The 13,509-nt window shown below is 72.9% G+C and carries 12 protein-coding genes; 4 read left to right on the top strand and 8 right to left on the bottom strand.

Features of this window, described 5'->3' with window-relative positions; all coding sequences use genetic code 11:
* Positions 1 to 8: 8 nt before the first annotated feature.
* On the top strand, positions 9 to 986 hold the full coding sequence (locus H8838_RS05410; protein WP_224766399.1) for an ArsR/SmtB family transcription factor: 978 nt from the start codon (positions 9 to 11) through the stop codon (positions 984 to 986).
* A 37-nt stretch (positions 987 to 1,023) separates the two neighbouring features.
* Here H8838_RS05410 and H8838_RS05405 read toward each other — a convergent pair whose 3' ends face one another.
* A complete protein-coding gene (locus H8838_RS05405) occupies positions 1,024 to 1,887 on the bottom strand; it encodes a cobalamin-dependent protein (RefSeq protein WP_185996420.1) in 864 nt (287 codons plus the stop codon).
* 151 nt (positions 1,888 to 2,038) lie between these two features.
* On the opposite strand from H8838_RS05405, the gene H8838_RS05400 reads away from it, so the two are divergent.
* From H8838_RS05400 to H8838_RS05390, 3 genes are all read left to right on the top strand, one after another.
* On the top strand, positions 2,039 to 2,719 hold the full coding sequence (locus H8838_RS05400; RefSeq protein WP_224766398.1) for a spermidine synthase: 681 nt from the start codon (positions 2,039 to 2,041) through the stop codon (positions 2,717 to 2,719).
* 46 nt (positions 2,720 to 2,765) lie between these two features.
* On the top strand, positions 2,766 to 4,148 hold the full coding sequence (locus tag H8838_RS05395; protein WP_185996419.1) for a class II fumarate hydratase: 1,383 nt from the start codon (positions 2,766 to 2,768) through the stop codon (positions 4,146 to 4,148).
* A gap of 103 nt (positions 4,149 to 4,251) precedes the next feature.
* Entirely contained in the window at positions 4,252 to 5,664 is a 1,413-nt protein-coding gene (locus H8838_RS05390) for an acyl-CoA synthetase (protein ID WP_185996418.1), read from the top strand.
* A 45-nt stretch (positions 5,665 to 5,709) separates the two neighbouring features.
* On the opposite strand, the gene H8838_RS05385 is transcribed toward H8838_RS05390, so the two are convergent.
* The 7 genes from H8838_RS05385 to H8838_RS05355 all read right to left on the bottom strand — a co-directional run bounded on the left by H8838_RS05385 (position 5,710) and on the right by H8838_RS05355 (position 13,409).
* On the bottom strand, positions 5,710 to 6,336 hold the full coding sequence (locus tag H8838_RS05385) for an aggregation-promoting factor C-terminal-like domain-containing protein (protein ID WP_185996417.1): 627 nt from the start codon (positions 6,334 to 6,336) through the stop codon (positions 5,710 to 5,712).
* 280 nt (positions 6,337 to 6,616) lie between these two features.
* A complete protein-coding gene (locus H8838_RS05380; protein WP_185996469.1) occupies positions 6,617 to 8,005 on the bottom strand; it encodes a PhoH family protein in 1,389 nt (462 codons plus the stop codon).
* A 285-nt stretch (positions 8,006 to 8,290) separates the two neighbouring features.
* Positions 8,291 to 9,349 (bottom strand): hemolysin family protein, encoded by a 1,059-nt coding sequence (locus tag H8838_RS05375; RefSeq protein WP_185996416.1) that lies wholly within the window; start codon positions 9,347 to 9,349, stop codon positions 8,291 to 8,293.
* On the bottom strand, positions 9,349 to 10,719 hold the full coding sequence (locus tag H8838_RS05370) for a hemolysin family protein (protein ID WP_185996415.1): 1,371 nt from the start codon (positions 10,717 to 10,719) through the stop codon (positions 9,349 to 9,351). The genes H8838_RS05375 and H8838_RS05370 overlap by 1 nt, the downstream gene beginning before the upstream one ends.
* A gap of 158 nt (positions 10,720 to 10,877) precedes the next feature.
* Positions 10,878 to 11,534 (bottom strand): TetR/AcrR family transcriptional regulator, encoded by a 657-nt coding sequence (locus H8838_RS05365; protein ID WP_181311482.1) that lies wholly within the window; start codon positions 11,532 to 11,534, stop codon positions 10,878 to 10,880.
* Between the two features lie 22 nt (positions 11,535 to 11,556).
* Positions 11,557 to 12,282 carry an ABC transporter ATP-binding protein gene (locus H8838_RS05360; RefSeq protein ID WP_185996414.1) on the bottom strand — a complete coding sequence of 242 codons (726 nt, stop codon included), beginning with the start codon at positions 12,280 to 12,282 and terminating at the stop codon, positions 11,557 to 11,559.
* On the bottom strand, positions 12,279 to 13,409 hold the full coding sequence (locus tag H8838_RS05355; RefSeq protein WP_181311484.1) for an ABC transporter permease: 1,131 nt from the start codon (positions 13,407 to 13,409) through the stop codon (positions 12,279 to 12,281). Before H8838_RS05355 ends, H8838_RS05360 begins: the two co-directional genes overlap by 4 nt.
* Positions 13,410 to 13,509 lie beyond the last annotated feature (100 nt).

The raw sequence follows: 13,509 nt of genomic DNA, 5'->3' as shown, positions 1-13,509 counted from the left end.
GCTGCTTCATGGTCGGGCTGATCGAGTACGAGCTGACTGGGGCCGACCTCGGGGAGGTCCGGTTCGCCCTCTCCCCGATGAACGAGCTCGCCCTCTCGCTGCGCACCTGGCGCGACCCGGGTCGCTACCCCCTGCAGCTGCCCTGGCTGCAGCGGACCGCCGGGGCACGCGCCGGCCTGGACTCCGAGATGCTGCTGGCGCTGACCAACGACGCCCTGTGGACGCCGGACTTCCTCACGCCGCGCCCCTGGTCCCCGCTCGCGCGGTTCGACGACGAGCTGGCGGCGCTGGCCCGGACCCCGCTCGAGGTGGTCCGCGACGACCTGGCCGAGGTGCACCCGGACCCCGGCACCCGCCCCGCCCCGCTCACCGGCCGCACCGACCGCGTGCTGAGTCGGATCACGGCGGCGCTCGCGGCGTACTGGACCGCGTGCTTCGAGCCCTGGTGGTCCCGGATGCGGACGGTGCTCGAGGCCGACATCGTGTTCCGGGGCCGCGCCATGGCCCGGGACGGGCTGGCGGCGATGTTCTCCGATCTCTCGCCCGGGATCCGGCTCGTCGACGACGTCGTCCGGGTGGAGGTCACCTCGCCGGCCCGGTTCCGCCGCTCGACCGCCGGGGAGGGGCTGACCCTGGCGCCCTCGCTGTTCACCCGCTCCGCCACGGTGCCGATCTCCGCAGCTCAGCCGCCGCTGATCCTGTACGGCGCCCGCGGCGCCGGCACCCTGTGGGAGAGCGACCGGCCGGCGGCCCCGCGGGCGCTGGCCGGCCTCGTCGGCGAGGTGCGTGCCCGGCTGCTGCTGGTGCTCGACTCCCCCGCCTCCTCCACCGAGCTGGCGGTCCGGCTGGGGGTGACGCCCAGCGCGGTCAACCAGCACCTGCGCGCGATGCGCGACGCGGGGCTGCTCACCTCCGCCCGGCACGGACGGTCGGTGCTCTACCTGCGCTCGGGGCTGGGCGACGAGCTGCTGCGCGCCGGTTCCTGAGCCGACGGCGCCGCGCCCGCGCCTCGCGCCCCGGACCTCAGACCTTCGCCTTGACCGCCGCGGCCAGATGGGTCGCCGCGGGCATGATGTGGTGGCCCAGCGGGGTGACGTGCGGCGGCAGCGCGTCCTGGTGGCTGCCGCCGGCGACGACGGGCACCCCGGGCGCGGCCGCGGCCAGCGCCGAGACCAGGGCGAGGGAGGCCGGCACGTCCTCGGCCGACGGGACGGCGATCACCACGCCGGCCGGGGACTTCGTGGTCACCGAGGACACCCAGGCCTCCACCGGGACGTCGCCGCCCAGGTAGACCGCGTCCACGCCCTGACGCCGCAGGGCGATCGCGAAGGCCAGCACGCCGAGCTCGTGCCGCGAGCCGGTGGCCAGGCCGACCAGCACCCGCGGGGCGTGCACCTGCCGGGGCGTCTGGTCGAAGACGGTGGCCAGGCGACGGTGCACGCTCGCGGAGGCGAAGTGCTCCTCCGCGACCCCGATCTCGCCGCGGGCCCAGGCGAGGCCGAGCTCGTGCAGCGAGGGCAGGAGCCACCCGTCGACGACCTCCTCGAACGTGCCGAGCCCGAAGCCCTCGTCGAGGGCCCGCCCCAGGGCCTCCACGTCGAAGTCGGACGCCGCCCGCCACAGGGCGTCCGGGTCGCCCAGCCGGCGCGGAGCCACGGGCGCCTCGGCGCTCTCCTCGATCCGCACCCGCAGGGCGGCCTCGTCGGCCGAGAGGCCCTGGTGCAGCAGGGACGAGATCTCGCTCAGGCGCCGCTCGGCCCCCTCGGTCTCGCTCTCGGGGCTCTCGCGGCCGGGCCTGCTGCTGGTCGAATCCGGATCGGTGGGTGCCAGGTCCATCATGCTCGTCGCTCCCTCGTACGGGGTCAACCACACCCAGGGCTCGAGCATGAGCCGCCAGCCTAGCCGTCCTGCCCAACAGAACGCATGCTCCGAAGGCCACGGGGTACGAGGCCCGGTTGTCCGGCCACCCGGCAGGCACCGGGTCCCAGGTGTACGACGCCGGGCGCGGGGGAACGGGCGGGCCGTGGAGGAGGAGACGGTGACCGAGCCCGAGCAGCACGTGGAGGTGGCCCGCGCGGAGTCCGAGCGGGGCGAGCTGGTGCTGCGCCGTCGTACCCGGCCGGGCGCGCCGGACGTGCTCGAGCTGCGGGTCAACGGCGTCTTCGTCATGGACACCCTGGAGACCGGTTCGGAGATCGAGATGGCCGCCCTCGCCCTCGACCTCGTGGAGGCCCCCGTCGACGTGGTGATCGGCGGGCTGGGCCTCGGCTTCACCACGCAGCGGGTGCTCGCCGACCCGCGGGTGGAGAAGGTCACCGTGGTCGAGATCGAGGAGCCGCTGATCGGCTGGATGCGCGACGGCACCGTGCCGCACGGTCCGGGGCTGCTGGCCGACCGGCGGCTGCAGATCGTCAACGCCGACATCTCCATGGCGGTCGCCGAGGCGCGCCAGGGGCACGACCTGCTCCTGCTCGACGTCGACAACGGGCCGCACTACCTGGTGCACCGGGACAACGCCGAGCTCTACCGGGAGCGCTTCCTCACCCAGTGCCGCGAGCTGCTCAACCCCGGCGGGGTGCTGGTGGTCTGGTCGTCGGACCACTCCCCCGAGCTCGCGGCGCGGATCGCGACGGTGTTCGGCGAGGTCGACGAGAAGGCGTACGACGTGCTGCTCCAGGACCGCCCCGAGACGTACTACCTCTACTCCGCCCGGCGCTGAACGCACACCGGCGTTGCCGCCACCGCCGGCTGGGTACGGTCCGGCCATGACTGACTTCCGGACCGAGCACGACTCCATGGGCGAGGTCCAGGTGCCTCGCGACGCTCTGTGGCGGGCCCAGACCCAGCGCGCGGTGGAGAACTTTCCGATCAGCGGCACCACCCTGGAGCCGCGGCACGTCCAGGCCCTCGGACTGGTCAAGCAGGCCGCGGCCCGGGTCAACGGCGAGCTCGAGGTGCTCGCCGAGGAGCTGGTCACCGCGATCGAGTCCGCGGCCGCGCGGATCGCCGCCGGGGACCACCTGGAGCATTTCCCGCTCGACGTCTTCCAGACCGGGTCCGGGACCAGCTCCAACATGAACACCAACGAGGTGATCGCCTCGCTCGCCTCGACCGACGGGGTCGAGGTCCACCCCAACGACCACGTCAACGCCTCGCAGTCGTCCAACGACACCTTCCCCACCTCCATCCACGTCGCCGCGACGCTCGCCGTGGTCGACGACCTGCTGCCGAGCCTCGACGTGCTGGCGACCTCGCTGGAGCGCAAGGCCGAGGAGTTCGCCGGCGTGGTGAAGTCCGGGCGCACGCACCTGATGGACGCCACCCCGGTGATGCTGGGCCAGGAGTTCGGCGGGTACGCCGCGACCGTGCGGCTGGCGGTCGAGCGCCTGGAGTCGGTGCTCCCGCGGGTCCGGGAGCTCCCGCTGGGCGGCACCGCCGTCGGCACCGGGATCAACACCCCGCCCGGCTTCGCGGCCCGGGTGATCGAGGAGCTGGGCGAGTTCACCGGTCAGCCCTTCACCGAGTCCCGCAACCACTTCGAGGCCCAGGGCACCCGCGACTCGCTGGTCGAGCTCTCGGGGGTGCTGCGCACCTTCGCGGTCGGCCTGACGAAGATCTGCAACGACCTGCGCTGGATGTCCTCGGGCCCCACCACGGGTCTGGCCGAGATCCACCTGCCCGACCTCCAGCCGGGCTCGAGCATCATGCCGGGCAAGGTCAACCCGGTGCTCCCCGAGGCCACCCTGATGGTCTGCGCCCAGGTGGTCGGCAACGACGCGACCGTCGCCTGGGCCGGCGGGGCAGGCAACTTCGAGCTCAACGTGATGATGCCGGTGATGGCGCGCAACCTGCTGGAGTCGATCCGCCTGCTCGCCACCTCCAGCCGGCTGCTGGCCGAGCGGTGCGTCGACGGGATCACCGCGGACGTCGAGCGGATGCGCCGGTACGCCGAGTCGTCGCCGTCCGTGGTCACCCCGCTCAACAAGTACGTCGGCTACGAGGCGGCCGCCAAGATCGCGAAGAAGGCGCTGGCCGACGGGGCGACGATCCGCGAGACCGTGCTGGCACTGGGCTACGTCGACCGTGGCGAGCTCACCGAGGAGCAGCTCGACGCCGCGCTCGACGTGGAGTCGATGACCCACCCCTGACCCCGCCTCCGCCCACCGTCCCGGGCGAAGTGGTGGGTTGGTGTCGCTTCTCGACGCAGGACCGACATCAACCCACCACTTCGGGGGCAGCCATCATGGGGCCATGCTCACCGCACTCGAGTCCGGCCGGCGAGGCACCCAGCAGGTCACCGTGGCCGGCACCACCCTGACGTACGACGCGCTGCTCGGCGCCGCCGCGCAGGTCGCGGACGACCTGCGCGGGACCTGTCGGGTCGCCGTGCTGGCCACTCCGGCGATGGAGACGGTGGTGGCGGTGGTCGGAGCCCTGCTGGCCGGCGTCGAGGTGGTGCCGGTGCCGCCGGACTCGGGCCGCGCCGAGCTCGACCACGTGCTGGCCGACTCCTCCCCCGACTGCTGGCTGGGTCGCGCCCCCGCAGGGACCGCGCTGCCGGTCACGGAGGTCGACGTGGCCGCCCGGTCGGCGTACCGGCCCCGCGAGGTGGACCCCGGGCGGACTGCCTTCGTGCTCTACACCTCCGGCACCACCGGCCTGCCCAAGGGCGTGCTGCTCTCGCGTCGGGCCGTGGCCGCCGGGCTGGACGCGCTCGCGGAGGCCTGGGCCTGGACCGGGGAGGACGTGCTCGCGCACGGTCTGCCCCTCTTCCACGTGCACGGGCTGATCCTCGGCGTGCTCGGCCCGCTGCGGGTGGGCGGCGGTCTCGTGCACGTCGGGGCCGGCACCCCGGCGGCCTATGCCGGCGCCGCCGAGGCCGGGGCGACGATGTGGTTCGCGGTGCCGACGATCTGGTCGCGGCTCGCGGAGGCCCCGGAGCACGCGGCGGCCCTGCGCGGCGCCCGGCTGCTCGTCTCGGGCAGCGCCGCCCTGCCGGTGCCGGTCTTCGAGCGGCTGCGCGAGCTGACCGGCCACGAGGTGGTGGAGCGGTACGGGATGAGCGAGACGCTGATCACCGTGGCGACCCGGGCCGACGGGGTCCGGCAGGCCGGCTGGGTCGGCGTCCCGGTGGCCGGGGTGGAGACGCGGCTCCGGGACGAGGCCGGCGACCCGGTGCCGCACGACGGCGAGTCGGTGGGACGGCTCGAGGTGCGCGGCGCCACGCTCTTCGACGGCTACCTGCACCGGCCCGAGGCGACCGCCGAGGCGTGGACCGCGGACGGCTGGTTCCGCACGGGCGACGTCGCGGTGGTGGCGCCCGACGGCCGGCACCGGATCGTGGGCCGGGAGTCGGTGGACCTGATCAAGTCGGCGGGCTACCGGATCGGGGCCGGGGAGATCGAGGCGGTCCTGCTGGGGCACCCCGCGGTCGCCGAGTGCGCCGTGGTGGGCGAGCCGGACGCCGACCTGGGCCAGCGGATCGTCGCCCACGTGGTCACCCGCGACGCCGAGACCGCCGGGCCGGCGCTGGGCGCCGAGCTCACGGCGTACGTCGGGGCCGAGCTCTCCGCGCACAAGCGTCCTCGCGAAGTCCGCTTCGTGCGCACGCTGCCGCGCAACGAGATGGGCAAGGTGCAGAAGTCCCGGCTGCTCGGCCGGTAGGCCGGACAGCCGGGACGGGCACTGGTCCGCTGTGGTGCGCTGGGATCAGTACCAGTTGTTGGCGGCCTTGAACTGCCAGGCCACGCAGGGGTTGCCGTAGCGCCGCTTGATGTAGCCCAGACCCCAGCGGATCTGCACCTCGGGGTTCGTCATGTAGCCGTGGGGCAGGTCGTGCAGCTGGGTGAGCGCCTGCGGGATGCCGTACGCCGACGAGGTCGGGTTGTCGGCGTCCACCCGCCAGTTGCTCTCGCTGACGTAGAGCTTGTCCAGACAGCCGAACTGCGACTGCGGGAAGCCGAACTCGGGCATCAGCGCCCGGGCGATCTGCTTGGGACCGGCGTTCTTGAGGTTCTCGACCCGGCGGACCACCTTGCCGGTCCGGGTCTTGGCCTGGACCGCGGCCTTCTTGGCCCGGTCGCCCGCGCGGGAGGCGACGTCGCGGTCCTGGAGGTGATCGAGGACCGTGAGGATCCGGCCGCTCTCCGGGGCCTCGCTGGCGGTCACGGCCGCGGGCGGGCTGGCGAGCATGCCCGCGGCCACGGCGAGGGCACTGGCGGCGCCGGCGACCTTGGCCTGCATGAGTGGACGGCGCATGAAGTCGCTCAGCCGGCGTCCGGCCTGGTGGATGGTGGATGCGCGGTGCTGGGGAAAGAACTTCTTCAGGTCGACCATGATCTCAATGGGGGGTCGGGGACAGGTGAACGACCGGTCTCGGCACGTGTGGAAAGAGGTACGGCCGGGTACCGGTCAGTAGCCCAACGTGCTCGGGTCCCGAGGGCGAATCAAACAGTTGGGCGCACTTTCGGGGTCGACTGCGTCACAACGTGTTCACATACGTCACGGAGGGTGTCAGGAAGAACTCCTGACACCCTCCGGGTGACCGCGCTCTCGTCGCGTACGAGGCACCTCACACGTCCGCAGCCCCCCGAGGGCCGCGGTGCCCGCCTTTCCGTCAGACGGTGACGTGCTCGAGCATCTCCGTGACGAGCGCCGCGATCGGCGAGCGCTCGGAGCGGGTCAGCGTGACGTGGGCGAAGAGCGGGTGCCCCTTGAGCTTCTCCACCACCGCGACGATGCCGTCGTGGCGTCCCACCCGCAGGTTGTCGCGCTGGGCCACGTCGTGGGTGAGCACCACCTTGGAGTTGGCCCCGATCCGCGACAGCACGGTGAGCAGGACGTTGCGCTCCAGCGACTGGGCCTCGTCGACGATCACGAACGCGTCGTGCAGCGACCGACCGCGGATGTGCGTGAGCGGCAGCACCTCGAGCATCCCCCGGTCGAGCACCTCCTCCACCACGGCCGGGGAGACCAGCGCGTTGAGGGTGTCGAAGACCGCCTGGCCCCAGGGGGACATCTTCTCCGACTCCGACCCGGGCAGGTAGCCGAGCTCCTGGCCACCCACGGCGAAGAGCGGCCGGAAGACGACGACCCGGGTGTGCTGGCGTCGTTCCAGCACCGCCTCGAGGCCGGCGCACAAGGCCATCGCCGACTTGCCGGTGCCGGCCCGCCCGCCGAGGGAGACGATCCCGATGTCGGGGTCCAGCAGCATCTCCAGGGCGAGGCGCTGCTCGGCCGAGCGGCCGTGGATGCCGAAGACCTCCCGGTCCCCCTTGACCAGCTGCACCCGCTTCTCCGGGGTCACCCGGCCCAGCGCCGTGCCGCGGTCCGAGAGCAGCACCAGGCCGGTGTGGCAGGGCAGGTCGCGAGCCTCGTCCAGGTCGACGGTGCCCTCGTCGTAGAGCAGGTCGAGGTCGGCGGAGGCGACGGCCACCTCGGCCATCCCGGTGTATCCGGTGTCGGACTCGCTGATCCCCTCGGCCCGGTACTCCTCGGCGTCCAGCCCGACCGCGGAGGCCTTGATCCGCAGCGGTAGGTCCTTGGAGACCAGCGTGACGGCGTACCCCTCGTCGGCCAGGTTGCGCGCGACCGAGAGGATCCGGGTGTCGTTGTCGCCGAGCCGGAAGCCCGAGGGCAGGGAGCCCGGGTCGGTGTGGTTGAGCTCGACCCGCAGGGATCCCCCGGCGTCCCCGACCGGCACCGGCTGGTCCAGGCGCCCGTGCACGACCCTGAGCTCGTCGAGCATCCGCAGTGCGGCGCGCGCGAAGTAGCCGAGCTCGGGGTGGTGCCGCTTGCCCTCCAGCTCGGTGACCACCACCACCGGGAGCACCACCTCGTGCTCGGCGAACCGGTTGATCGCGCCGGGATCGGCCAGCAGGACGCTGGTGTCCACGACGTAGGTGCGTCCCGCCCCGGAGGGTGGCGGCGCGGTGCTGCCGGTACTGGGAGCGCCGGCGGCGCTGGTGGAGCCCGGGGCGGTGCTGCTGTGCTCGGTGGCGGCCACGTCGTTCTCACCCTCACGGTCCGGCACGCGCACTCCTCGCCCGGCCCTAGTTCGTGCTGACGGACCAGGAAAGGACCCGAAGACCGGAGTGCCGGCCTCCTCCGACACCGCGCGAGGCGAACCGCCACCCGTGGTGTGCTGCGAAGTCGTGAATCCTCACGAACGGCCTCCCGGTGTCGGCGCGCTTCCCCACGCGTCGATGCCTGGCAACGTACGCCCGGGCGGGTGGCCGCGCCAGCGACACGCGGGGCGAATCCTGGGGAACGGTCCGCCCGCCCGGGGAGGTCAGGCGCTCGGGGCGGGTGCCCGCTCCGGGGTGTGCGGGAAGAGCCGGTTGAGCAGGTCGGCCATGGTGATCACGCCGACCACCTCGCCCTCCTCCTGCACCAGCACCAGCTGGCTGCTCGCCCGGCGCATGTGCGCCAGCGCGTCGTAGATGGTGGTGGCCCCGGCGAGGGTCTCGACCGGACGGACCATCTCCGCGAGGCCCGCCCCGCCGGGCCGGACCAACGTGTCGCGCACGTGCACCATGCCGATCACCCCGCCGGCCGCCCCGTCGACCGCCCCCGCCAGCGCACCGTCCTCGCGCACCAGGATGCGCAGGTGACCCGAGGCGCGGGAGATCTCCTGCACCTGGCCGACGGTGGCGCTGGCCGGGACCGCGGTGAGCGGCGTACGGCGGACGATGTCGGCCAGCGTCATGGTCTCCAGCTCCAGCGCCTGGGAGAACTGGGCCGAGTAGCTGGCGTCCAGCGCCCCGACGTTGACCGAGTGCTCGACCAGGTGCCGCAGGGCGTCCGGGTCCTGCCCGGTGCCGGCGGCGTCGTCGGGGTCGACCCCGACCCTGCGCAGGCACCAGTTGGCCGTCTCGTTGAGGGCTCGCAGCACCGGGCGGAAGAGCCACATGAAGGCGCGCATCGGCAGGGCCAGCATGATCGCGGACTTCTCCGGGTGGGCGATGGCCCAGGACTTGGGCGCCATCTCGCCGACCACCAGGTGCAGGAAGGTGACGATCACCAGGGCGAGCACGAAGCCGGCCACGTCGGCGCCCCACAGGGGCAGCCCCCAGTCGTTGAAGTGTGGGGTGAGCCAGTGGTGCACGGCCGGCTTGGTGATCGCGCCCAGCGCCAGCGTGCAGACTGTGATGCCGAGCTGGGAGCCGGCCAGCAGCAGGGTCAGCTCGGAGGTGCTGCGCAGCGCGGCCCGGGCCGAGCGGCTGGTCACCGCGGCGTCCTCCAGCCGGTGCTTGCGCGCGGCGATCAGGGCGAACTCGGCCGCCACGAAGAAGGCACTCAGCGCGATGATCGCGATGGTGGCGCCGGTCACCACCCAGGGGTTCTCCATCAGGACTGCTCCTCAGCGATCGGTTCGAGCGTGATCCGGACGGTGACCGGGATGTGGTCCTGCACCTCGAGCACCTGCAGGCGGGCCTGCAGGTGGGTCGGCTCCTCCGAGTCGGCGTATCCGCCGGGGTCCAGGGGCAGCGGCACCAGGACCACCTCGCCCTCCTCGGGGAAGCGGCCGTGGTGGGCGATGACCAGGCCGCCCAGCGTCTCGTAGTCGCCGGCGGGCAGCTCGTGTCCCAGCGCGCGCTCGACCTCGTCGACGTGGGAGCCGCCGGCGACCGTCCACTCGTTGCTCGTCGGGTCGCCGTGCACGTGCGGCGCGGGCAGCTCGTCGTGCTCGTCGGTGATCTCCCCGACCAGCTCCTCGGCCAGGTCCTCGACCGTGAGCACGCCGTCGAAGCCGCCGTGCTCGTCGAGCACGCAGGCCAGCTGGTTGCGGGTGCGCGAGAGCTCGCGCACGGCGTCCGGCAGGGCCATCGACGCGGGCACCATCAGGGCCGGTCGCGCCAGGTCGCCCGCGGTGCGGCCGGCGTCGTCCTGACCCAGGGCCAGGACGTCGACGAGGTGGACCACCCCGACGACCCGCTCGTCCTCGTCCAGCACCGGGTAGCGGGAGTGGCCACCGGCCATCTCCTCGCGCAGCTGGGCGACGGTCGCGTCCGCGTCGACCGTGTCGACCTGGACGCGCGGGATCATCGCGTGCTCCACGTCCTGGTCGGGGAAGTCCAGGATCCGGTCGAGCAGCATGGAGAGCTCGGCCGGCAGGTCCCCGGTCTCCCGGGACTCGGCGATGATGTGCTCGAGGTCGCGGGCGGTGGCCGAGTGCTCCACGTCGTGCACCGGCTCGATCCGCAGGGCCTTGAGCAGGAGGTTGGAGGACTGGTCGAAGAACCAGATCAGCCAGCCGGCGAGCTTGAGGTAGACCAGGGTCGAGGTGGCCAGCCAGCGGGCCACCGGCTCCGGCCGGGCGATCGCGAGGTTCTTGGGGAAGAGCTCGCCGAAGACCATCTGCACGCCGGTGGAGACGACCAGGGCCAGCACGGTGCCCACGGCGATGCCGACCGCGGTCGGCACCCCCACGCCGCCGAGCAGCGTGCCGAGGGACTGACCGATCAGCGGCTCGGCGACGTACCCCACGAGCAGACCGGTGACGGTGATGCCGAGCTGGGCGCCCGAGAGCATGAACGAGGTCCGGCCGGTCACCTTCAGCGCGCGGCCGGCGGCCGGGTCGCCCCCGGCGGCGCGGGCCTTGAGCCGCGACCGGTCGACCGACATGTAGGCGAACTCCTGGGCCACGAAGTAGCCCGTCACGACGGTGATCAGCAGGACCACCAGGAGGCCTGCGAGGAGTGTGAGGACCGCCGTCATCGGATGATCACGAGCGGTCGCGGGGCACCGGTCCTGTCCTGGCTAGAGGGACAGGGCCGGATGGGTTCTTGAGGTTTCATGGCACTTTCGATCGGGGGACTCGCGAGGCTCAACGTGCCGGCGCCGCCGCGGGTTCCCAGGATGCCGAGCAGGCCAGGTCACCGGCTGCGCGGAGCGGGCCCGGGCCCGTCGCCGGCGGGGTCGGCCGGCAGGTCCGGGGAGAGTCCCAGGTAGCCGGCCAACAGCCGCCGCAGCAGGGCCAGTGCCTCGCCCTGGTCGCGCGGGGCGTCCTCGGGCCCGCCCCCGCCCGAGCCCAGGCTCCGCGAGACCTGGACGACCATGGAGTCCACGAGCTCGGCGACCTGCCGCGGCCGCGGCTCCCCCAGGTCGGTCAGGGCGGTGAGCAGCGGCACCTGGAGCTCGGCGTGGAAGGCCTGCATCGGGGCCCGGAGCAGGTGCGGCTCCACCACCGCGGTCAGCGCCCGGGCGACCGACTGCTCGGAGGAGGCGAAGAGCTCCACGTTGGCGCAGACGTAGGCCCACACCCGCTCCCCCGGGCCGCCCGCGCTCTCGACCCGGGCCCGCACCTGGCCGGCCCACTCGGGGAAGACGTCGGCGACCACAGCGGCGAGCAGGTCGTCGCGGGAGGCGAAGTACTGGTAGACGCTGGAGCGGGCCATGCCGGCCCGCTCGCCGACCGCGCCCAAGGTGGGGGCCTCGGGGGTCTCGGCCAGCAGAGCGCGCGCTGCGTCGAGCAGCGCGCGCTCCTGCCGGCGCCGGTGCTCGGCCACGGTCGGTGCCTGGATCCGCGGCACGATCACCTCCTGGGTCAGCTGGTCACCGGGTCGGCGCCGCTGCCTTCCCGAGTCGTCCGTCGATCATCTCGTAGATCTCGTCGCAGTGGTGCAGCACGTCGTGGTCGTGGGTGACCATGACCGTGGCGACGCCGTGCCGGTGGCTCTCCTGCGCCAGCAGGGCGACCACCTCCTGGCTGCGGCTGCGGTCCAGGGCGGCGGTGGGCTCGTCGACCAGCAGCAGCGCCGGTCGGGTCACCAGCGCACGGGCGATGCCGACGCGCTGCCGCTCCCCGCCGGAGAGCTGGTGCGGGCGCCGCGTGGCCTTGTGCGCCATCCCGACCTCCGCGAGCAGCTCGTCGGGGTCCCGCGGGTGGGCCACCTTGCCGAAGGTCAGCGGCAGCCGCAGCTGGTCGCGGGCGGTCAGCGCCGGGATCAGGTTGCCGGCCTGGAAGACGTAGCCGATCCGGGTACGGCGCACGGTCGTCACCTGCTGACGCGAGGCGGTGGTCAGGTCGACGTCGCCGACCCGGACCGTGCCGGAGGTGGGCCTGATCAGTCCACCGGCCACCGCCAGCAGGCTGGACTTGCCGGAGCCCGAGGGGCCCACCACGGCGATCAGCTTGCCGGGCTGCACGCTCAGGCTGACCGAGTCGAGCGCGGTGACCGTCTCCTCGCCGTCGCCGTGCAGCAGCGAGACGTCGGAGATCTCCAGGGCCGGGGTCGCCACGTCGGCGGCGGCCACGTCGCGGCCGGGTGCGGTGCTCATCGGTTGCCTCCCAGGGCGGTGAGGGGGTCGACACGGGTGATGCGGACGACGGCGACCGCCGCGCCCAGCACGCCCAGGACGATCAGGAGCGTGGTGGCGACCGCGATCGGTCCGGCCTCCAGCGCGAACGGCATCGCGGTCCCGGAGATCGCGGCGCCCGCGGCCAGGCCCAGGCCCACGCCGACGGCGACCGAGCCGAGGAGCAGCAGGAGCGACTGGAGCAGGCTGTCGCGGAGCAGGTACGCGGTGCTGGCGCCCATCGCCCGCATCACGGCCACCTCCTGCTTGCGCTGGATGGTCAGGACGGTGAAGAACGCGCCGACCACCAGGGCCGAGATGGCGTAGAGGAAGACCTGGATCAGCTGGAGGGTCGACGTCTCGGCGGTGTAGCCCGGGGAGGCGCCGAAGGAGTCGTCCAGGGTCATCGAGGTGGTACCGGCGGCGGCGTCCCCGGCCTTCAGGGCATCGGCGTCGTCGGAGCCTTGGACGGCGACCGCGGTGATCTCGTCGTAGACCCGCGCGGGCACCTCCTCGCCCGGGGCGGCCCCGGTGCGGATCTCCTGCCAGGTGCGCAGCGGGAGGTAGGCGATGTCGACGTGACCGAAGGTGTGCTGGTCGGGCATGACGCCGGCCACCGTGAGCTCGGCGCCCATCGGCTCGACCTTGATCACGTCCCCGACCTCGATCCCCTCCTCGGCGGCCGTCGCGCTGATCACGATCTCGTTCGGGTCGTCGCCGAGCACACTGCCGGACTCGACCTCGGGCGCGAGGTAGGAGTCGGTCTCGATGCCGAAGAGGGCGAGGTCGATCTCGACGCCCTTCTCCGACTCCGCGTTGACCAGGGCGTTGCCGAACGGAGCGGCCTCGTCGACCCCGGGCTGCGCGGCCCAGGTCTCGACGACGTCCTTGTCGATCACGCTCCGGGAGAAGGCGGAGTCCTTGGAGACGTCCTCCTGGAAGGCGAACGAGGTCACCGGCATCTTCTGCAGGCCCGAGACGCCGTCGTTGACCAACCCGACGGAGAGGCCCGAGAGCAGCACCATGAGGATCGAGATGAGGGCCACGACGGACCCCATGAGCACGAAGCGGCCCTTGGCGAAGAGCAGCTCGCGAATCGCGAGGAACACGTGATCACCCGGCCTGAGAAGTTATCGACACCATGTCGCCAACTTACTGACGCCCCGTCGGGAACCCAAGACGAAGGTGGCGCTTGTGATCTGTTTCACG

This window comes from Nocardioides campestrisoli (genome assembly GCF_013624435.2).
GTDB classification, from domain to species: Bacteria; Actinomycetota; Actinomycetes; order Propionibacteriales; family Nocardioidaceae; genus Nocardioides; species Nocardioides campestrisoli.
Note: the sequence above shows the minus strand (reverse complement) of the source record. Positions and strands in the feature narration are given on the sequence as shown.